Raw genomic sequence first — 20,593 nt, forward strand, 5'->3', positions numbered from 1 at the left:
AAGTCAATCACCCAAAGACACGTTTAGCTCCCAGTTTTTATCCTCCATCTCTTGATATGAATATGTCAAATCGCCTCGCCTACCGATCTGAATTGTGTAAAACTCTGCTTTTCGTATACCATTCACTTCGATAGAAAATTGGCAGTAGTTATCAGATATTATTTTACCTATGCCTAACTCTCCAGTCGCAATGGTTTCTCCTTTATGATCTTTTACTAGCACCTGCCTACCACTTTTAATATCCCCGTAACCTCCTTTTCCATTACAAAACTGACCCACTCCACCGAAGAAGTCATCCTTAAGTGTTAGTGAGCCTTTAATATTGTGATTAAAACCTAAAAAAGGTATTCCTTTAAAGGTTAGAGTTGCTAAGACAATAACTCCTACTACAATCAAACGTTTTTGACGATCGGGATTTTCATTAAGATAATTTTTGCAGATGTCTAACAATTCTTTAAATTTTCGTTCTCTAAGCAAATCAATAATCGGAGTCAATAGATCAGTCAAATTTGCAAATTTATCTGTTGATAATTTTTTTGAATCTGAACTAACCTCTGCCTTTAGCTCAAACTCTCGATTCCAAGCCGGAAAATCCTCACCAGCCTGCTGCCCGTAAACCTTCACAGATGCGATCGCCCCCGCCTTCAAATTCGTCAACTCCCTGCGGACAATCCTAACAGCCGCTTCCTCATCGGGAACCCGATCGCCCTCCAGCATCACCTGCAAACAACCATCTTGCAAACTCGCCGTCGCCGTAATCCCCTTATTCTGTAACGGCAGATTTAACAGACTGGCGATCGCCTCCACATCCCCAAGCTTAGCCCGTTCCTTCAAACTAAGCTGATTTGACTCCGTATGATCACTAGAACTTGCCCGCCCCTCTGTGACATTTGCGACAGGCAACTTTAGCCCCGCCACTTCAAACTCTTGACTCCACGCCGGCACCTTTGCGCCCGTCTGTCGCCCGTAAACCTTCACTTTCTCAATTGATGGAGCCCCCAAACCAGCGATCGACTTACTCACCCACGGGGCCAAGACTTGCTGACTAGGCGCTTCTGCCGATTCCAGCATCACCTGTAAACAACCATCCTTAAGGGAAGCTGCGGCGGTGATGCCCTTGGCTTGTAGCTGGCGGTTCAGCAGAAGCGCGATCGCCTTTGCATCTCCCTGTTTCGCGAGTTCCAAAATATTCGGTTGTGTCATAACAGGTAGATAACGGTAGCGCTTAGCAAAACGTTTTGTTGTCTTAAGTATAAATTCTTTCCTAAATACCAAAACTTGTCAAGCCATATAAAGTCATATTTAGTAGTTGTTTTCCATCCCAACTAGGTCATAAAAAGTCACATTTAGTTGGTTGCTAGCGAAAAAGTCATATTTAGTTGGGTTACAATCAGGTCAACCCCTTGCATCTCCCTGACCGATGGACGTTGAAGAAGCCTTAGAATTTGTAGACCATCTAGCTTTGACTACTACGGGAAAACATTTAGATAGTCTGCAAAAAGCTATATTACGCGGTGCTTGGGACAATCAGAAATATAAAGAAATTGCACAGCATCACAACCGTTCAGAGAAATACGTTAAAGAAGTTGGCTTTAAATTATGGAAACTTTTATCAGTTGCATTAGGCAAGGAACAAGTATCTAAAGCAAATTTTAGAGCCAAACTGGAAAATTTACAAGCTTCTAATATTGTCTCACTCGTCGGGAATGGCTGTATCCATATTGGCAACCTCTCTTCTGAAAGTTTGCCCTCCCCAGAAGTCTCACAATCTGAACCGCAAGACAAGAATAAATTTAACGAAAAAACAAGCAATTCCGAACGGAAAATACATTTAGATTTAGCTGATGCACCAGAACCCAACCTATTCTATAACCGCACATCCGAACTCACCACGCTCGAAAACTGGATTTTAGGCCGCACCCGCCTCATCACCATTTTAGGCTTATCCGGTATTGGCAAAACCGCCATTACACTCCAACTAATCTCACAAATTCAACACGAATTCGATCGCATCATCTGGCGAAGCCTCCGCAACTCTCCACCCCTGGCATCACTCCAAACCGACTTAATTAAATCCTGTAGGGGCGGTGTCCCCGTGCCCGTTCCCTATCCTGAAGAAAGGGCAACCACGGGGGGATTGCCCCTACTAGAATATTTACGATCGCACCGCTGTCTCATCATCCTCGATGATATCCAAACCATTTTCAGCAGCCAACAACTCGCAGGAAGTTACGAACCAGGATATGAAAATTACGGCGCATTCTTCAAACAACTAACAGAATCATCCCACAACAGTTGCTTAATCCTCCTGAGTTGGGAAAAACCCAGAGAAATCGCCGCCTTAGAAGGCGAAAACCGCCCCTGCAAATCCCTGCAACTCAACGGTTTAGGTGCGGAAGCACAAGAAATATTCAGAGAAAAAGGTTTAGCTGAACCGGAGAAATGGTCAGAACTAATCGACCTTTACCGAGGCAATCCCTTATGGTTAAATATAGTTGCCACATTGATTCAAGACTTATTCGGCGGTAGCGTTTCCGAATTCCTCTCCTATGATACCCTATTCTTAGGTGACTTAGAATCACTTCTGCACCAGCATTTCGATCGCCTAACAGCATCCGAACAACAGGCGATCGCATGGCTAGCCAATACCCCCAAACCAGCCGACATCTCAAAAATACCAGAAAACTTCCAACTATCACCGCCAGAACTCTTGAAAGTCATGCAATCTTTAGGACGGCGGTCATTAGTTGAAACAGTAAAACAAAACGGGCGATCGCACTTTACGATCGCGCCCGTAATCAGAGAGTATATAACCAACAAAAAATGAAAATCGCTACCTGGAACGTCAACTCAATCCGCACCCGCATAGAACACGTTACTAGCTGGTTGCAAACAAACTCCCCAGACGTTCTCTGCCTCCAAGAAACCAAAGTTCCAGATAAAGACTTTCCCCTAGAACCCTTCACCAACCTTGGCTACAACTGCTACATTTCCGGTCAAAAATCCTACAACGGCGTCGCCATTTTTAGCCGATCGCCCCTAACGCAAATCAGCAGCGGATTTGCCCCCCTTCTCGGCGACGAAACCACAGGTATTTTTGACGAACAAAAACGCCTCATCGCCGGGATTATCGACGATATTTGCATTATTTGCGTATACGTTCCCAACGGTTCCGAAGTTGGCAGCGAGAAATATGAGTACAAGCTAAAGTGGCTCAAACTGCTGCAAGAATACCTCAAAATAGCACTAGATAAATTCCCCAACTTGTGCATTTGCGGCGACTTCAACATCGTCCCGGACGATCGAGATATCCACAATCCCAAAGCCAATGCTAACTCCGTCGGCTTGTCTGTTGCCGAGCGCCTCGCACTCACAGAAATCATAGAATTAGGATTAAACGACCCCTTTCGGAAATTCACCACAGAAGGCGGTCATTATAGCTGGTGGGACTACCGCGCTGCCGCATTTCCCCGCAACAATGGTTGGAGAATCGACCACCATTATCTCAGCCCTCCCCTGTACGAACAAGCAAAAAACTGTACAATAGACATTGCTCCCAGAAAATTAATCAAACCCAGCGACCACGCCCCCGTAATTGTCGAAATTTGATTTATAAGTTATAAGGTTAATAACAACCAACAACTAAAAATCATGTTCTTAGTAACCGGAGCAACAGGCGCACTAGGCCGCCGAATTGTACGAGAAATCAGACAGCAAGAGAAGCCTGTCCGCGCATTCGTTCGCCTCGCATCTCGCTACTCAGAACTAGAAAACCGAGGCGCCGAGATTTTTATTGGCGACTTAAAACAAGACAAAGATATTAAAAAAGCCTGCCAAGGAGTGCAGTACATCATCAGCAGCCACGGCACCGGCGGCGATGTTCAAGCAGTACACTACCGCGCTAACATAGAATTAATCGACTGCGCCAAAGAAGCGGGAGTGCAGCACTTTGTCTTTATTTCGGTACTGGGAGTCGATCGAGGATACGAAGATTCCGCAGTATTCAAAGCCAAGCGAGAAGTAGAAAAATACCTGCAAAACAGCGGATTGAATTATACAATCTTGCGGCCTGCCGGTTTTGCTTCCAGCTTGTTACCCCTAGCAGAAAGATTTCGAGAAACCGGACTTTACCTGCTGATTGGCGACGGTAAAAACCGCACCTCTGTTGTCAGTACCGACGACTTAGCAAAGATTGCAGCAGACTCGCCAACAGTCGAAGGCGCCCGCAACCAAATTCTGCGAGTCGGTGGCCCGGATGTGCTGACAAGAGACGACATTCCCCGCATTTTCGGACGATTATTCAAGCGCGAACCGATGGTAATCAACCCGCCACTGATGGTGTTTGACGGTTTGAGAAATGCCTTGGGTTTATTGAATCCTCAAGCTCAAAAAGACTTAGGAACTTTGAGAGTATTGCTGGGTAACGAGTATTTCTGCACTCCCGAAGAAGTGCAAAACTTGGAATCAATCTACAGCATGAGAATGGAATCCTTAGAAAGCTTTTTGCGACGCAATTTGAGCGTTTAAAATGCTAGTAATTCTCGTTACCAGGCTGTGCCTGGTAATGAATATCGGGAGGCTCTGCCTCCAAATCGTTATCTCATTTTAATGGAGGCAGAGCTTTCATATATGCGTCCCCAGCCTCTTCCTGGGAACGAGCAAATGTAGCGCCAAATAGCAACTGGAAACCATTTAAGCAGAAATAGGTACTGGTTCAGCACCAATATAGCTCGTAACTGCGATCGGCGGAGAAGTCGGTTTAGCAATCAAATAACCTTGAACAAAAGTTGCTCCCCGTTCCCGCACCCACTCAAACTCCTCCAAAGTTTCCACACCTTCAGCAACAGTTTTAATTTCTAATTGAGCGGCAATTTCTAACATCTTTTCCGTAATGAGAGCCTTATAATAATCTTGATGGACGTTGCGAATCAATTGCATATCCAACTTAATAAAATCTGGATGCAGTTGGTGCATCAAATTTAAATTAGAAGAACCGCTGCCAAAATCGTCCAGGGCAATTAAAAATCCAGCTTCTCGGTAAAACCTCAGAATATTAATCAAGTGATCGATATCAGGAGGGTGTTGAGATTCCGCTACTTCAAAAACAATATTGCTGTGAGGGATTCCCGCTTCATCAATAGCCTGTACTGTTCTTCGCAGGCACGTAGCGGGATCGTAAACTGAAGTGGGAGAAAAATTAATAAAAATTAGTTCTTTGATATCGTAAACCTGGGCTTCGCGGATAGCGCGAGTCCGGGCTAAAACATCTAGTTGAAAAATTAGGCCTGCTGATTCTGCTTGGGAAAAAATTCGACCCGGATAAATTAAGTTTCCTTGCTCGTCAATTCCTCGGAGCAGCGCTTCGTGGGCAAAAATTTTAGAAGTATCTGAGGTATAAACAATGGGCTGAAAATGCGTAGTAATGCGTTCTTCGGACAATAAATCTAACAGCCAATCAGACTTGCTGAAGTTAATAAAAGAGTCTAAGGAAGTGCTGCGATAAAAATCGCTAAGTTTCGGCTGTTCAACTTCCCGCATCCACAAAACTTTTGTCTCTTTCAGCTCTTGAGTTGTTAGCACAGATGATGCTAGGGCATTAAACTTTTCTTTTGCTATTGCCTCAAGCATAATGTACAAACACTTGCTCTCTTCTAACAGCCGGAATTCAAGTTTAGCCTTGGTCAGTGCAGAAATAACCTTATTCAGCGTGTGCGATACTGGAAACCACAAGTATAGACCTCCGCTGCCCTCTATTTTTGCGGGTACTGTTTCGCAGCGAGAGCAGGAGCCGAAGGCTTTGCCACTTATTTGCATTGGAATATCCTCCGGTTTTCGGGTTAATATTAGATTAATTAGGAATCAATTATTATTATAAGCTCATTCAGCTATTAATACATCTATCTCAAGATGTAAATCTTAATGAACTTGTATTTAAGAATTATTGCAGTATTTATACTTGCCTCCGGTTTCAAATCTTGGCAAAATCTCTCAGTATAGAACAAGTACGTCTCAGTGAACACATTCCCCAATTCTCACACAGTGAGAACGCAAAGACTTGCTCTTTATTCTCTATTGCTGCTCTTATTCTTTACGCCTTATTCTATAATTCCCTTTGCCAAAACAGCCGCTACAGTTAATTTTTTAGCAAAGGGGAATTAACACGCTCGTGAAGCGCAGCTATCCCGTAGGGAATCGCCCGATCGACTAATTTATGCGTACCACAAATATACACACCCGGACGATCGCCCAAAACACACTCACTGGCTGGGGAATATCCAATTTAATTTTATAATCGGGATGACCGGATTGGAATTAAGCTCTCGGAACTATTCTACCACTTGCCGCCATCCTAGTACAGCTCCGCGTAAGTATACAGACTATATTCGTGGTAGAATAACATAGTTAGTTTAGACCAGTTTCGGTAGGTGATAGAGGAGTCATATATGGCCTTATTAATGCCTAAAACATTAAGCTGTTGCACATTTAAACTGTGATACAAGCATTACCATTATTTTTGATTTTGCGATCCCATTTAATTATTAATTGCCCTTGATTTAAGAGGCGGTGCAATAAATACTCTAGCTCTTCAATAGATGTAAAAAGTCGATTGACAATATATTCTTTTGCCGAATGCCATCCTAATTTAATTAAGTTATAGTCGGGGCTGTATTCGGGGAGGAATTCTAAAGGTCGGTTAGGCATTTGTGTTTCAATTATTTTCAGGTACTCTTCTTTCGTATGAAAACTAGCATTATCCAGAACAATCACTATTTTCGCTCCTTTTTCAGCAAATTCTGAGGCTTAATTACCTGCTGATATCCATTCATTAATTAGCTCTTCATAAAAGAGTTTTAGCACTTGATAAAAATTATATGAATTGCCTTTGTTGAGGAACTCTACCACTTGTTTTTATCGGAATTTCTCACTCCTCCCATTACATTAACTCTGCCTTTTCTCCGGTCTCCTCAGACCTTTTTTCGGCTGCTTTTTTACACCAGCTCTTTCTGATGGTGACTCTTAAACTAAATCCACTCTCGTCCCAAAACCACACCTGTAAACGTTCTGGCGATTCTTTTCCTATTTTTAAATATTCGGCTATCTTTATTTTAAACGCAGTTATTTTTTCGGGATTTATCTTCGACTCTAGGCTATACTTAGCCCAGATGTAAACCTACTTTTTTTGCTTTAATATCCTCCGAACTTGTCCTCCAATTAATTTTATTCCTGTGGATTCCTCTAAGTATGTTGCTAATCTCTGCGCTGTCCATCGTCCAAAATTATATCCTAATTATTGAGGCTCTTTTTCTATGGCCTATAATAACATATCTATATATTTATCGGTGGCTTTTTTGTGATTTTCCTTCATCATTTCATCTATTAAGATTTCTAGATTGTCGGGGTCTCCATTTATACACCAATAAGATACTTTGTTGACTGAATAACCCAAAAAATCAGCGATGTTAGATTGTGTTTTAGCGTCATTGAGCAATAATAGAATCAGAATTCTTTCTCTGACATTTGCTTTTTTTTCTCTCTTAAGGCTGTTTGTAGTTTCTCTATTTGTTTGGGATTGAGATGGTTTTTGGCGGGTATTTTTTTAGGAACCGACTAAACTAAAATTTTATTATACCCTATTTAAAGGTACAACAGCTTAAACCCCAGTCGCAGTAAAAGCAGCCCAATAATAAGGATTAGCAAAAGGATAGGGTTTGCGGTTGCGAATTTGCTGCAAAGAAGCCTCCGCAATCAGGCGAGAACTTTGAGAAAGCCGATCGAACATTTGGGAAATTTGAGGTTGAAAATCCGCCAGCAACACCTCCAATTCTTCGCTAGTCAAATCCCGCAGCCACCTTTGAGCGTCCGCCAGCGCGATCGCCACATCTCCCACCTGCAACCGAGAAAACCGTCCCAGATTTTCATAAAACTTGCTCGTCATTAGCAGCGTAGAAACATCGTTCACCTTCCAAAGACTGCTAACCACACTAGACGTGCCAGCATACAACAAACCCGCCGACAAACCCACAAAATCTCCTCCAGCACCGCTAACTCCGCCAGCGGCAATTTCGCAACCCGATAAAGTAACTAAAAAATATTGCCGAAAATCCAGATTAAAAATTTCCTCCAAACTCAGAGAATCATTCCTCAAAAACACTGCGGATTTCAGAGACCCAGCTAAATTAAGCAAACTCAAACAAGCAAAGTGAGCGCATTTTTTCTGCTGCAACTGCACTGTTTTCTGGGGCGAATTCCCATTATTAGCAGACATTTGTTGGGAAAAAGCCTCTTTAATTGCCGGCTTATGGCGCACAACTTGTGTACTGGTAAAATACTGGGAAATATTGCCGATTTCAATGTTGCTATAGAACGCATCTCTGGTGAAAGTTGGAATTGCCAAAAGCTGCTGCAAACCGGGGCTGTACCGACCAATAGCCGCTCCGTGTGCACTTTGTCTCAACAGCAATAGCTGACAGCTAGGAGCATAGCGAATTCCTCCGGCAAATCGATCGATCAAATAAGCAGCAGGCGCTGCAACGTCGCCAAAAGACGAACTTTGAGAAAAATCCGAAAGGGTGTAGGTTTCCAGATCAAAACCGCTGCGATCGCTCCACCCAGACCTAAAAATTCCCCCACCATCCTCAAACCCGTCTCTCCCCGCCAAAGGCAAAGCGTGGAGTGGCAAAGCGTGTAAAAATCGGTGTGGCACAAAAATCAGCCGATCGCAATTATCGGGAATCAGCGCCACCACTCGATCGATTTCCAGCATCGTAGCCAAGCGTTTGAGGCGAGCCGGGAGATGATTGATCCAGCGACCTTTTTGTTCAGAATAAGCGCTGAGGTACTCCTGGGCCCAACTTTCGACAGCCAAAGCATTTTCCGACGAACACAGGTGAACGGCCGGATATTGTGCACTCTTTACCACCACAAAAGCAACCAGCAACTCCCCCAAACTCGCCCACACCACAGCAGCGCAATTGTCATCAGGCAACAATTGGCGAATTTGCTCGAAAGCGATCGGTTCAACTTTGTGAGCTAGGCTGAAGAAAGGGTCGTTTGCCTGCACCTCCCGCGCAATCAACCTATCAAACTGCTTCCACAATTGATTTAAGTGCATGAAGTCCGAGTTCGGCAGCAGAGAACCGCTGTTCAAACCTTGGCTATCGCCCTCAGAAATCAAGGTCGTGTTCGGCTCAGGTTCTCCCTGTTCTTGGTGCCGCTGTTCCCCCGCTATTTCCAGTCGCAGCGACTCCAACTCGCTTCGCACCGCTGCAGGAATTTCGGCTTTCGGAGTCAAGTGGCATTTAACCAGCAGTTCTACCAAATTCCGATTTTTGTGGCGTTCGGCGTATTCCAGAGCCTTAGCGTAATATTCAGGTTGGCTGGCGCCGAGTTCCAGGCAAACTTGCACCAGGCATTTATAGAGTCCAGCCCAAGTGCGGGTTAATTTGACTTTTGCGGTACTCGTCTGATCGCCAAAATCGACTGTATCAACCCCAACTTCGCAACGCAAGAATTCCACAGTATCGACAGCAGCAGTAAAAACCCCGTAGGCGCGAAGCAAGTCGCCTCGAACTCGGTAAGCTTGACCCAAATAAAATAAAATTTCAGCCCAGCGGTGGGGATAGGTTTCGCGAGTGTAGACTTGACAGGCGCTGTGATAGCAACCGATCGCGCTTTCCATGTGCGACAAGTTTTCCGCCTCGGTCAGTTGCGAATAAGCCCTGCCGAGATAAATTTGCAGCATTGCCCAGCGGTTGGGATATGCCTGCCTGGTGTAGACTTCGCCCGCATTTTGATAGCAGGCGATCGCGCTTTTGAGGTTGCGGTTTTTTTCCCCTTTCACGTGTTCGCAGAAAGCGCGGCCGAGGTAGGCACACAGCATTGCCCAGCGTTCGGGAGATTTTTGGCGGTTGCAAAATAGCAAAGCATTTTGATAGCAGGTGATCGCCATTTCCATATTTTCGGCTTTTTCCCCTTTCACCCGCCGACTGTAGATCCTACCGAGGTAAGTTTGGATCGAAGCCCAGGCTTCGGGAAATTTGATGCGGGTGTAGACTTGTAAAGCATTTTGATAGCAGGTGATCGCCATTTCCAAATTTTCCACCGGATCGCCTTTGATGCGATCGACAAACACCCGACCCAAATTCCTTTGAGTCGTCGCCCACTGCTGCGGAAAAGCTTCCCGAGTCCGCACCTGCAAAGCTCTCTGATAGCACGTAACCGCGTATTCGAGATTTTCAGCTCGGTTGCCCCGCAGCAACTCGCAGTAAGCATTTGCCAAATTATTTTGAGTTGTAGCCCAACGCCGGGGAAACACCTTGCGGTTGTAGACTTGCAAAGCATTGTGGTAGCAAGCGACTGCCAGTTCCAGATTTTGGGATCGGTTGCCCCGCAGCCGCCGGCTGTAAGCACGGCCGAGATTGTTTTGAGTGCTCGCCCACTCTCGCCCGAAAGCCTCGCGACTGCGAACTCGCAGGGCATTTTCAAAGCAGGCGATCGCCTGTTCTAGATTGTCTGCCGGATCTCCTTTGAGGCGCTCGCTGTAAGCGTTGCCCAGATTATTTTGCAGCGTCGCCCACTGTTCCGGGTACTGTTCGGGCGTGCGTACTTGTAGGGCATTTTCAAAGCAAGCGATCGCCTGTTCGATATTTTGAGCCTTATCACCTCTGGGGCGATCGCTGTAAGCGTTGCCCAGATTGTTTTGCATCACCGCCCATTCTTGGGGAAAGTCTTTGCGGGTAAACACCTTAGCAACTGTTTCGTAACCGGCAATTTCGATTTCCAAGTTATTAGCCTTGCTGCCGAGGGGAAACCGCCCAATTTTGTTGCTCAGATTGCCGATCAGGGCTGCAATCCGCCTTCTCTCGGATTCTTTGGCAGCAGAAAACACCAAATTTGCCCAGCAGCGCAGCAGTTGTGCAAAATTCTGGTCGAGTTTATCTAAATTGTTTCTCAGCAGCGAGTACAGGTGCTGCGAATCAGCGCCGCGCGCCACTGCCTGCAATACTTCTGCTAAAAAAGCCAGATATGCTGCCCCGGTTGCGGGCAATTTAGAATTGCCCTTTGCAGATTCTAAGGGTGCGATCGCCATTTGGAAAAATTTTGCAGCTTTCAGCAAGCTTTCTCGCGTCAGTGCCACTTCTTCCAAATAAAGCGTTTGCACGAACCCAAAGTCGATCGACTTTGGGTTCATCCTCAAAATCAAATCTATTCCTGAGTCCCCAGGATTTTCCAGCAGCGCTTGGAGCATATTAACATCAGTTTTGCGACGCTGTTCGTCCATCGTGCATTCCGCTAAACTATTAACCATAGGAGCGCTGCTTCCCTGCAACCAAGTGAACTACCCACCCCTAAATCGTAGTACCGAATATAGTAGGGGCTTCTGTACTCATAGGCGAGTGCCTTAGCGGAGACTTTCGTCCCAGCTTTGGTCTTACCTCGCATCCTAAAGCCGAAACGGCTGAACCTTCCGCCTTTAGTATTTTGATACCTTCTGCTTTCATCTTTATCGCTGCGTTCCCCTCCCGATCGCGATCTGTAGCACAGTGAGGACAAGTCCCTTCCCTCATATCTAATGGCATCTCGGTCATTGGATGGAAACAATTAGAACAGAGTTTGGAAGTGGAAACCCCTCTATCAATTTCGACTAAGTTCCCGCAATCAATGCCCGCAATCCTACCTTCTTTTGTTGTCTGGTTCTCAGCTTTGATTTCAGTCAGTATATATGCAATATATTTCCCTGAATATTTTTTAATAATAATTGAATTATGAATTTTACCCTCACTTAATCTATATCTATTTATTTTCGGCTTACTTATTTTCCTATAGCGGCAACTCCTAGTAGTCGCTACCAATTTGACGTTTTTAGGATACTGAAATGACTGTTTTTTATCTTGATATGGGAACTTATAAAACCCAGCAAATCCATCCAAAAAAAATTTGTATTTCCTGGTTAAATTGAGCCTATTAAATTGCAATAATTTGCTGTAAAACTCACCTAACCATCCACTTTTATCTAATTTATTGAGACTCGGTAAAAGTGTGTTGAACCGGGAGCATCCAAGTCCTTTACCAGTTTTTTTATAAACTTCAATTGATTTATTTAGACCATAATTAGACCACCAACGCGCACACCCAAAAGTAGAAGCTACTTGTATTTGTTGATTTTGGGTAGGATACAAACGAACTTGGATAGCCTGGTGTAGCAATCAACATCACCTCCTTGGTTTTTCTATTCTCTCACAATATACAGTTGATGATCCAAGCATTACGAAAAAATTTTGTGACGAGGATTACATATTTTATCTCTTGAAAGACCTCTCCAAAATTACTTGAGGATGCGATCGTCCTCACCTGCCCTCCCCACTATAACGGTACTCGGTTTAGTGGGAAGGGGGCGAAATAGTTAAACCAGGATTCACAAGTCCCAAAAGACACGCTATAGCGAAACTAGCACATACGATCGTTAATAGTATTATTTTGCGCGTGGCTCTTGAGTAAAATCGCGGTTAAAGGCGTTGTCACCCTGTGGCGGCGGGTTTCACAGACATTTCTAAACTTGACAAACCCGCCCCGACAGACTTGCAGCGGGACGGGTTTACTTTTACCCCGATCGGACTTACGCTAAGAAACCGGGTTTCTAGGAAACTCTTGGGTTTAGTAACGAGAAATCTCGAAAGAAACCCGGTTTCTGAGGAAGAGTGTGTCCTCGACTAAGTGAGTTATCTAGGATATGGCGCGAGTTTCAGCGCTACAGCTAACAAAAATCAACTCAGTAGATTTTACTGTACCGCTTGAGAACGCAAGGCTGACTCCACTGCCTGCAGAGCTCGATCGACTTCAGCGGCAGTGACAATTAGCGGCGGGACAAACCTCAGCACTTTCGGCCCTGCAGGAACCAACAAAACTCCTGCGGCGATGGCAGATTTGACGATATCCGCCGATGTAAGTTCGATATCAGCTTGCAATTCCATCCCGACAATCAAACCCCAGCCGCGCACTTCGGCAATTAAATGCGGATATTCGGCCGCCAACTTGTTGAGGCCTGCTTTCAACTGTTCCCCGCGCTGCTGCACGTTTTCTAGAAGGTTTTCCCGTTCCAAAGTTTGGCACACGCACAAAGCTACAGCGCAAGCAAAAGGATTGCCGCCGAAAGTGCTGGCGTGACTTCCCGGTTCAAATACATCGCAGGAAGATTTGCACAGCATAGCGCCGATCGGGATACCGCCACCTAACCCTTTGGCAGATGTAAAGATATCCGGTTCAATGCCGAGGTTTTCGTAGCCCCAGTATTTGCCGCTGCGTCCCATCCCGACTTGCACTTCGTCGAGAATGAGCAAAATGCCTTTTTCGTCGCAAATTTCCCGAATGCGCTGGAAGTAGGCGATATCTCCGGGGCGAACTCCGCCTTCACCTTGCAGCGCTTCCAGCATAATTGCAGCTACTTGGCGTTCGTCTTTGTCGAGTTGCTCGATCGCACTTTCGATCGCACTAATATCGTTGTAGGGCACATAGTGAAATCCCGGCACCAAGGGGCTAAAACCCTTCTGGTATTTAGGCTGTCCCGTTGCCGTAATTGTCGCCAAAGTCCGCCCGTGGAAACTCGCAACAGCGGTAATGATTGTCGGATTCGAGATATTTAATTTTTCGTGGGCGTACTTGCGGGCGAGTTTAATTGCCGCTTCATTAGCTTCCGCGCCGGAGTTGCAAAAGAAGGCTCTGTCAGCGCAAGAATGGTCTACAAGCCACTTCGCCAGCTCGCCCTGTACGGGGATATAATAAAGGTTAGAAACGTGGTGCAGGGTCTGAATTTGCTGAGTTACCGCTGCAATCATTGCCGGGTGGGCGTGTCCCAGAGTGCAGGTAGCAATACCAGCCACAAAATCGAGATATTCGCGGCCCTCGGTATCCCAAACGCGGCAGCCGAGGCCCCGTTCTAGGGCGATCGCAAAACGCCCGTAAGTCGTCATTACATAGCTGTCGAAGCCCTCAGAACTGAAGGGACTGGCTTCGGCTTGCACGCTTGGTTCTTTTAGTAAGGTTTCTGGACTCACGAATCGCTCCTTAACACATAATATTCAGACCTCGATTGTACGGTAAAAATCCAGGTTAGCGGTGCAGGCTGTTAGTTTTGTCATAAAATCATAACAGTAACCTCAATTAATCCCTCACAAATCTACTGATGAGTTATTACATTTCTCCTAACTTTCTCGATAAAGTTGCGGTGCACATCACTAAAAACTTTTTAAATTTGCCCGGAGTAAGAGTCCCCCTAATTTTGGGAATTCACGGCCGCAAAGGAGAAGGCAAAACTTTTCAAACCGAACTGGTTTTTCGGCGAATGGGCTTTGAACCGGTGATGATATCTGGTGGGGAATTAGAAAGCCCGGATGCAGGAGATCCGGCGCGTTTAATTCGCTTGCGCTACCGGGAAGCTGCGGAGCAAATTCGCGTGCGCGGCGAGATGTGCGCCATCTTTATTAACGATTTGGATGCCGGTGCTGGCAGGTTCGATTCTACTACTCAATATACTGTCAATACTCAGATGGTCAATGCCACTCTGATGAATATTGCTGATAATCCAACTAACGTGCAGTTACCGGGAAGTTATGACAGCACGCCACTGCACCGAGTGCCGATTATTGTCACCGGAAATGATTTTTCTACGCTGTACGCGCCGCTGATTCGCGACGGGCGGATGGAAAAGTTTTATTGGGAACCCAGCCGGGATGATAAAATTGGCATTGTTGGGGGAATTTTTGAGTCGGACAAATTGTCAAAAACCGATATTGTGGCGTTAGTGGATAATTTTGCCGATCAGGCGATCGACTTTTTTAGTGCTTTGCGATCGCGCATTTATGACGAACAAATCCGCGAATTCATTCACAAAATAGGAATCGAGCGAGTTTCCAAGCGTTTGGTAAACAGTTTGGAAGCAGCGCCAGATTTCCATAACCCGAATTTCAGCCTCGCTCATTTATTAGAAATGGGCAGTTTGATGGTGGGCCAACAAAAGCGGATTAAGGAAATGCGCTTAGTAGATGAATACAACCAATCGCGCCTGTTCAACGTTCAAGGAACCGCCAATCCCCCTGCTGCTGCGCCCACGCAAAGTGAATTAAACGACCCGTCCTCGAAATATTATAAGGCTTACGAGGAGCCAAGTTCTGAAGCGGGTAACGGTCATGCGGCGCGGCTGAGTTCCGAGGTATTGGAACAAGTAAAGCAGTTATTAGCAAGAGGCTGCAAAATTGGCATGGAATATGCAGATAATCGCCGATTTAAAACTGGTTCTTGGCAAAGTTGCGCGACAATTAAAACTGCACAGGAAAAAGATGTGGTTGCATCTTTAGAAACTTGTTTGGCGGAACACGGCGGCGAATACGTGCGGCTGATTGGTATCGATCCAAAAGTCAAGCGGCGGGTAGTTGAAACAATTATTCAGCGGCCAAATTAGGACAAGCGTTTACAGATTTAAATTCTTGCATATTTGGGGCGGGCTAGAAGCCCACCCCACAAGAATTTGATTTTTTTTTGACAGAACATAGACCTATTATGGTTCTTCACTTTCATCTCTTGCAATTATCTGCGTTCATCTGTGTTTATCTGCCTGAAATCTGCGGTTGACCTATCAATCAAAGATTTATGCAAGAAGTCTATTATGCAAAAATTTATCAAAGGTTGCCCGATCGGGCATAGCAACTTGAGCACCCACTTTAGTTGTGCACAGAGCGCCCGCTGCTGCGCCCCACCGCACCGCCTCTGACAAGGACAGACCGGCATCTAATGCAGAGGCTAACCCGCCGTTAAAAGCATCGCCAGCAGCCACAGTGTCGATCGCCTCCACAGCAAAAGCCGGTACAAAAAACGTTTCATCCGCCGTAACAGCAACAGCCCCGCGATCGCCCAATTTGACAATAACATTCTTGACGCCACGCTCCTGCAAGTGTTTGGCAGCTACAATCGCTGTTTCCGTGTCATTCACCCGAAAACCGGCTAACTGACTGGCTTCCACTTCATTCGGCGTGATAATGTCAATTAGGGGATAAAGTTCCAGTGGCAAATCCGCCCTAGCCGGTGCTGGATCGAGAATAACTCGCACCCCCGCTTGACAAGCAGCTTTCGCAGCTTCTTGGACAACTTCCAGGGGAATTTCTAACTGTAACAGCAAAGATGTAGCTGCTGTTAAGGGTTTTTTGAGACGTTCTATATCTGCTTCACCGACATTGTTATTCGCGCCCGGAATCACAATAATATTATTTTGACCTGTCTCGTCTACCGCGATAATTGCCACTCCTGAATGAGTGTTTTGGTCTATTAATACATTGTCTGTACTTAAACCATAAGATTGTAAATTAGTCAATAATTCTTCAGCAAATTTATCGTTGCCGACGCGGCCGATGATGTGGGTAAAAGTGCCGAGACGGGCGGCCGCGACAGCTTGATTTGCTCCTTTGCCGCCGCCTGCTGTGAAAAAATTGCTACCGATGATAGTTTCCCCTGGCTGCGGCAACCGGGGAGTTTTTGCTGCTAGGTCGATGTTGATACTGCCGAATACGATGATGCTCATAAATTATTCAATTTGGTAATTGGTAAGCTGTAGCGCATTTAATTTGTAAACTACAGTTTACTTAAACTATTGTTGCCCCGGCAGGAGAACCCGGGGCGAGCAAGTTTCAATTTAAATGCCAAATAACTTAATTGGTAATTGGTAATTAGTAATTCTCCCACTCTCCCATTCTCCCCCTCTCCCCCTCTCCCACTCTCCCTCTCTCCCTCTCTCCCACTCTCCCTCTCTTCCTTAAAATGCCAAATAACTTGATTGGTAATTGGTAATTGGTAATTCTCCCACTCTCCCATTCTCCCCCTCTCCCCCTCTCCCTCTCTCCCACTCTCCCTCTCTTCCTTAAGACGTGCTAGAACAGTTATGGTCTTCATCGGTCAATTCAATGGCTGCAATTACTCTCGATCGCAATCCCTGTGTCCTGCTAGTTGAAACAGACGAAGTTCTCGCCGGACACTTGAGTCTCGACTTAAAATCCTCCGGTTACGAACCGGTAGTGGCTTCTAATACCGCCACCGGCCAACATTTAGCCAGTGAATTGCAGCCAGCTTTGATTGTAATCGATCGCATACTTGGCGCTGAGTCGGGGCTGTCACTGTGTTCTCACCTCAGAAGTATTGGCAATCGGGTGCCAGTGCTGCTACTGGTCGGTCGTGATACAGTTGACGATCGCGTAGCTTGTCTGGAAGCTGGGGCGGATGATTATTTTCTTAAACCTTACCGCACTGAGGAGTTTTTGCAGTTGGTGCGCTTGTATTTGCAGCCGGATAACAGCAGCAACGAACAATTGAGGTTTGGCGATTTAGTTTTGGATTTGGCCTCTAGGCGGGCCCTACGCAATGGACGGGCGATCGACCTGACGATGAAGGAATTTGAGCTGTTAAAGTATTTGATGGAACATCCCCGCGAGGTTTTGACTCGGGAACAAATTCTGGAAAATGTTTGGGGTTACGACTTTTTGGGCGAGTCGAATGTAATTGAGGTTTACATCCGCTATCTGCGCCTCAAAATTGAAGATGAGGGCGAAAAGCGCTTGATCCAGACGGTGCGCGGTGTTGGCTATGTGATGCGGGAAGCTTGAAGAAGTCATTAGTCATCAGTCATTAGTCATTAGTCAGTTGTCAGTTGTCATCACTCAACGCAGTCATCACTCAACGCAGTCAACAGTCAACAGTCAACAGTCAACAGTCAACAATCTAAAATCATTATGAGTTATTTAACTAATTTGCTCGGTATTGGAGTAAGTATATTTTTGCTGGGATGTTCGCCGACTTTACCTGTCGCGAATGCTGGTGCTACTGGTATTTTGGCGGATCGGTCTCCGACGGCGAAAACATCGGGTCAAGTGCTTCCTGTTTCTGCTAGAGCTCGGATAGGCGATCGCCCAATCGAACTCGAAGTGGCGAAAACAGTTGAACAGCAGGCTATGGGTTTAATGTACAGAACTTCTTTGTCGGATGACAGAGGAATGCTGTTTGAGTTTAAACCGGCGCGGCGGGTCAATTTTTGGATGAAAAATTGCCAGATTTCTCTGGATATGATTTTTCTGCGAGATGGGGTGGTTGAGGCGATCGAAGTTTCTGCACCTCCTTGTACTGCTGATCCTTGTCCTACCTACGGGCCAGATACTGCTGTCGATCGAGTTATTGAACTCCGGGGCGGGCGGGCTGCTGAACTCGGTGTCAAAGTGGGCGATCGTATTGAAATCGAGTTTTTCCAATAAAACTTCGGACTGTTTCAGTAAAATCTGCACACAGACATAATCCCCCGGTTTCCATCGCCCAGAGATCCCCCTACCTTCGGAATACCGGAGAAAATTTAGAAACTTTACAAAAATTGATTAAATTTGTTAATATATTAATGTAAGATTCAGTACAAACACCGAAAGATTTGCTAGGATGTCGATCTCAGTCAGTCAGGACTTGAGCTTGTTTCCGGAAGCTGTAGATTGTTGGTCGCAGGTATGAGACGAGTCAGCGACTCGTTACCAATCCTGAGAGACGATACTCAGCCTCAAGGTGTAGCAACACGAAAAGAAATTCTCTGGAAGTTCTGGCGATCGAGGTAAATCTACTAAACCTATCTAAAGTAGTATGCTACGAGCCAAGTTAATTGGCGGTAATTGGCAAACTTAACTTCTGGTAGCATTTTCGGGTTTGATCGAAATATCTAACTAATTTTGCCAAAGTAGATTTGCGGATTCTGCATTTCGGCAGATGAAGTTAAACTCTGAACTTGGTTTAGTAGTTTTAGGTAGCAGAATTTATTCTGATTCGCGCTGCAAAGATGCCGAGTTATTCAGTTTAGGTTCGATCGCGATTACCAGTCGATCGGGCCGACATCAGCAAAATTGCAAAACCTTTCACTTTTTGGGAAAGGTTAGCTTTACAGTAGCACTCAGCATTACGTTTGGCAGTTCAACCGCTAATAGCGTTTTAAAAGCTATCGACGGTAACAAGACAAATTTAAAACTGGCTTATTACTCATCACAAACATCAGGTTCACATCAGAAAATGGTGTCCTATACTTAGAGGTGAAATCACATGGCACCCGCTAAATACACTCGATTAATTCGATTTTTACAAGAAGATTTGGCAATTTCTCCCGCGTCAATTGCTGTCGCCGAACGTGGCGGTGACAAACAGCGCCAGCGCGATAAAGACCCGAATTCCTTGCCGATGGTTCTGTGGCAATACGGTTTAGTCACTCTCGAACAGTTGGATAAAATCTTTGATTGGTTATCCGAAGCATACTAAAAGGATTTTAGATTTTAGAGAGTATCAAAAATCCAAAATCTAAAATCCTTTAACAACTGAGATTAGGATTCAGCCAAGAATTTGGCAGCAGCGGCAACGCCGGCACCAGGAGTGTAGCCTTCATGACCCAGTTCTCGCAGCACCACTTCTAAAGAGGAAATTGCTGCTAGAATATCACGATCGCCCACAAAGCCCAAATGACCGATTCGGAAGATTTTACCTTTGAAATGGTCTTGTCCGTCGGCGAGAGCAATGTCAAATCTCTTTCTCATCAAAGTCCGCACTTTTTGAGCATCTACGGATGCTGGCGGCATAACTGAAGTAATCGCAGGGCTGGCAGCATCATCAGCGGCAAACAACGGCAAACCTAAAGCTTTTACCGCAGCGCGAGTAGTTCTCATTAAGCGTTGGTGCCGCGCGAAAACATTTTCCAACCCTTCTGTTTTCATCATCTGCAGCGATGCTTGCAGGGCAAAAAACATATTGACAGGGGGAGTAAAAGGAGTGGTATTTTTGGCAGCGTCTTTGCTATATTTGCCCAAATCCAAATAATAGCGGGGCAGTTTCGCAGTTTTGTAAGCTTCCCAAGCTTTGGGACTGACGGCCACAAAACCCAAACCTGGAGGAATCATGTAAGCTTTCTGAGAACCCGAAGCAATGACATCGATTCCCCAAGCGTCCATCGGAATATTGACAGCGCCTAAGCTAGTGACAGCATCGACCATAATTAAAGCTTCACCGTGGGCCTTAACGTGGCGGTTGATCGTTTCGAGGTCGTTGAGGACGCCCGTGGAGGTTTCCGAGTGGGTGATGATGACTGCTTTGATTTGCTTCTCTGTATCTGCTTCGAGTTTTTCGCGGAAGTTTTCCGGGTCTAAAGGTTGGCCCCACTCAGCTTTAATAATTTCGGCGTTTAAACCGTAAGCTTCGGCGACTTCCGCCCAGCGTTCGCCAAATTTGCCGTTAGTACCGACTAAAACTCGATCGCCCGCACTCAAGAAATTAATTATCCCAGCTTCCATCGCGCCGGTACCAGAAACCGTTAAACTCAGCACGTCACTTTTTGTTTGGTGCAGCCATTTCAAGTTTTCGGTACATTCTGCAAAAATCGCGTCAAATTCCTTGCTGCGGTGGCCCATCGGGTGTTTTGCCATCGCTAACAATGCCGCTTCAGGCACCGGCGTCGGGCCGGGAATCATCAGCATTAATTTGTTGTCCATGATATTGTCCTAACTTTTCCTGTGGGAGTTCTATAGAATAAATCAAATACGATACG

Annotated in this window: 16 protein-coding genes and 1 pseudogene; 8 read left to right on the forward strand and 9 right to left on the reverse strand. The window is 45.6% G+C overall.

The genetic code is table 11. The features are described from left to right. Window positions 1–3: 3 nt before the first annotated feature. A complete protein-coding gene (locus tag QUB37_RS00820) occupies window positions 4–1,203 on the reverse strand; it encodes a hypothetical protein (RefSeq protein WP_333158175.1) in 1,200 nt (399 codons plus the stop codon). 217 nt (window positions 1,204–1,420) lie between these two features. Between QUB37_RS00820 and QUB37_RS00825 the strand changes: the two genes are divergently transcribed. Genes QUB37_RS00825 through QUB37_RS00835 form a run of 3 tightly spaced genes read left to right on the forward strand, consistent with a single transcriptional unit; the run spans window position 1,421 to window position 4,527 of the window. Continuing rightward, entirely contained in the window at window positions 1,421–2,827 is a 1,407-nt protein-coding gene (locus tag QUB37_RS00825; RefSeq protein WP_333158177.1) for an NB-ARC domain-containing protein, read from the forward strand. Continuing rightward, a complete protein-coding gene (gene xth, locus QUB37_RS00830) occupies window positions 2,824–3,609 on the forward strand; it encodes an exodeoxyribonuclease III (protein WP_333158179.1) in 786 nt (261 codons plus the stop codon). The genes QUB37_RS00825 and xth overlap by 4 nt, the downstream gene beginning before the upstream one ends. A gap of 42 nt (window positions 3,610–3,651) precedes the next feature. Next, entirely contained in the window at window positions 3,652–4,527 is an 876-nt protein-coding gene (locus QUB37_RS00835; RefSeq protein WP_333158181.1) for an SDR family oxidoreductase, read from the forward strand. A gap of 165 nt (window positions 4,528–4,692) precedes the next feature. On the opposite strand, the gene QUB37_RS00840 is transcribed toward QUB37_RS00835, so the two are convergent. The 5 genes and pseudogenes from QUB37_RS00840 to QUB37_RS00860 form a co-directional block, all read right to left on the reverse strand. Continuing rightward, on the reverse strand, window positions 4,693–5,814 hold the full coding sequence (locus QUB37_RS00840) for an EAL domain-containing protein (RefSeq protein WP_333158183.1): 1,122 nt from the start codon (window positions 5,812–5,814) through the stop codon (window positions 4,693–4,695). A 669-nt stretch (window positions 5,815–6,483) separates the two neighbouring features. Continuing rightward, window positions 6,484–7,593, reverse strand: a pseudogene (locus QUB37_RS00845) (IS630 family transposase). A 58-nt stretch (window positions 7,594–7,651) separates the two neighbouring features. Beyond that, window positions 7,652–11,308, reverse strand: a complete 3,657-nt coding sequence (locus QUB37_RS00850; RefSeq protein WP_333158185.1) for a CHAT domain-containing tetratricopeptide repeat protein — start codon at window positions 11,306–11,308, stop codon at window positions 7,652–7,654. A gap of 40 nt (window positions 11,309–11,348) precedes the next feature. Continuing rightward, a complete protein-coding gene (locus tag QUB37_RS00855) occupies window positions 11,349–12,206 on the reverse strand; it encodes a helix-turn-helix domain-containing protein (RefSeq protein ID WP_333158187.1) in 858 nt (285 codons plus the stop codon). A gap of 573 nt (window positions 12,207–12,779) precedes the next feature. Further along, window positions 12,780–14,051, reverse strand: a complete 1,272-nt coding sequence (locus tag QUB37_RS00860; RefSeq protein WP_333158189.1) for an aspartate aminotransferase family protein — start codon at window positions 14,049–14,051, stop codon at window positions 12,780–12,782. 128 nt (window positions 14,052–14,179) lie between these two features. Here QUB37_RS00860 and QUB37_RS00865 point away from each other — a divergent pair, with 128 nt between their 5' ends. After that, a complete protein-coding gene (locus QUB37_RS00865) occupies window positions 14,180–15,454 on the forward strand; it encodes a ribulose bisphosphate carboxylase small subunit (RefSeq protein WP_333158191.1) in 1,275 nt (424 codons plus the stop codon). Between the two features lie 186 nt (window positions 15,455–15,640). Here the strand turns inward: QUB37_RS00865 and rbsK are convergent, their stop codons facing one another. Further along, complete coding sequence (gene rbsK, locus QUB37_RS00870) at window positions 15,641–16,567, reverse strand: ribokinase (protein ID WP_333158193.1); 927 nt, start codon at window positions 16,565–16,567, stop codon at window positions 15,641–15,643. Between the two features lie 50 nt (window positions 16,568–16,617). Beyond that, on the reverse strand, window positions 16,618–16,935 hold the full coding sequence (locus tag QUB37_RS00875) for a hypothetical protein (RefSeq protein WP_333158196.1): 318 nt from the start codon (window positions 16,933–16,935) through the stop codon (window positions 16,618–16,620). 11 nt (window positions 16,936–16,946) lie between these two features. Between QUB37_RS00875 and nblR the strand changes: the two genes are divergently transcribed. The 4 genes from nblR (at window position 16,947) to QUB37_RS00895 (ending at window position 19,317) form a co-directional block, all read left to right on the forward strand. Next, on the forward strand, window positions 16,947–17,642 hold the full coding sequence (nblR, locus tag QUB37_RS00880; protein WP_333158197.1) for a response regulator transcription factor NblR: 696 nt from the start codon (window positions 16,947–16,949) through the stop codon (window positions 17,640–17,642). 126 nt (window positions 17,643–17,768) lie between these two features. Further along, window positions 17,769–18,284, forward strand: a complete 516-nt coding sequence (locus QUB37_RS00885) for a DUF192 domain-containing protein (protein WP_333158199.1) — start codon at window positions 17,769–17,771, stop codon at window positions 18,282–18,284. A gap of 493 nt (window positions 18,285–18,777) precedes the next feature. Then, a complete protein-coding gene (locus tag QUB37_RS00890; RefSeq protein WP_333158201.1) occupies window positions 18,778–19,092 on the forward strand; it encodes a hypothetical protein in 315 nt (104 codons plus the stop codon). A gap of 12 nt (window positions 19,093–19,104) precedes the next feature. Next, window positions 19,105–19,317, forward strand: a complete 213-nt coding sequence (locus QUB37_RS00895) for a DUF2949 domain-containing protein (protein ID WP_333158203.1) — start codon at window positions 19,105–19,107, stop codon at window positions 19,315–19,317. A 62-nt stretch (window positions 19,318–19,379) separates the two neighbouring features. Here the strand turns inward: QUB37_RS00895 and QUB37_RS00900 are convergent, their stop codons facing one another. Next, window positions 19,380–20,537 carry an alanine--glyoxylate aminotransferase family protein gene (locus QUB37_RS00900; protein WP_333158204.1) on the reverse strand — a complete coding sequence of 386 codons (1,158 nt, stop codon included), beginning with the start codon at window positions 20,535–20,537 and terminating at the stop codon, window positions 19,380–19,382. Between the last annotated feature and the right edge of the window lie 56 nt (window positions 20,538–20,593).

The sequence above is a fragment of the Microcoleus sp. AT3-A2 genome (assembly GCF_036705685.1).
Classification (GTDB): domain Bacteria; phylum Cyanobacteriota; class Cyanobacteriia; order Cyanobacteriales; family Microcoleaceae; genus Microcoleus.

Excerpts from the sequence above, each read along its gene's own strand:
- QUB37_RS00865 (WP_333158191.1), top strand. The coding sequence starts at position 14,180 with ATGAGTTATTACATTTCTCCTAACTTTCTCGATAAAGTTGCGGTGCAC.
- QUB37_RS00840 (WP_333158183.1), bottom strand. The coding sequence starts at position 5,814 with ATGCAAATAAGTGGCAAAGCCTTCGGCTCCTGCTCTCGCTGCGAAACA.
- QUB37_RS00835 (WP_333158181.1), top strand. The coding sequence starts at position 3,652 with ATGTTCTTAGTAACCGGAGCAACAGGCGCACTAGGCCGCCGAATTGTA.
- QUB37_RS00895 (WP_333158203.1), top strand. The coding sequence starts at position 19,105 with ATGGCACCCGCTAAATACACTCGATTAATTCGATTTTTACAAGAAGAT.
- nblR (WP_333158197.1), top strand. The coding sequence starts at position 16,947 with ATGGCTGCAATTACTCTCGATCGCAATCCCTGTGTCCTGCTAGTTGAA.
- QUB37_RS00850 (WP_333158185.1), bottom strand. The coding sequence starts at position 11,308 with ATGGTTAATAGTTTAGCGGAATGCACGATGGACGAACAGCGTCGCAAA.
- QUB37_RS00885 (WP_333158199.1), top strand. The coding sequence starts at position 17,769 with ATGAGTTATTTAACTAATTTGCTCGGTATTGGAGTAAGTATATTTTTG.
- rbsK (WP_333158193.1), bottom strand. The coding sequence starts at position 16,567 with ATGAGCATCATCGTATTCGGCAGTATCAACATCGACCTAGCAGCAAAA.
- QUB37_RS00820 (WP_333158175.1), bottom strand. The coding sequence starts at position 1,203 with ATGACACAACCGAATATTTTGGAACTCGCGAAACAGGGAGATGCAAAG.
- QUB37_RS00900 (WP_333158204.1), bottom strand. The coding sequence starts at position 20,537 with ATGGACAACAAATTAATGCTGATGATTCCCGGCCCGACGCCGGTGCCT.
- QUB37_RS00875 (WP_333158196.1), bottom strand. The coding sequence starts at position 16,935 with ATGAAGACCATAACTGTTCTAGCACGTCTTAAGGAAGAGAGGGAGAGT.
- QUB37_RS00890 (WP_333158201.1), top strand. The coding sequence starts at position 18,778 with ATGAAGTTAAACTCTGAACTTGGTTTAGTAGTTTTAGGTAGCAGAATT.
- xth (WP_333158179.1), top strand. The coding sequence starts at position 2,824 with ATGAAAATCGCTACCTGGAACGTCAACTCAATCCGCACCCGCATAGAA.
- QUB37_RS00825 (WP_333158177.1), top strand. The coding sequence starts at position 1,421 with ATGGACGTTGAAGAAGCCTTAGAATTTGTAGACCATCTAGCTTTGACT.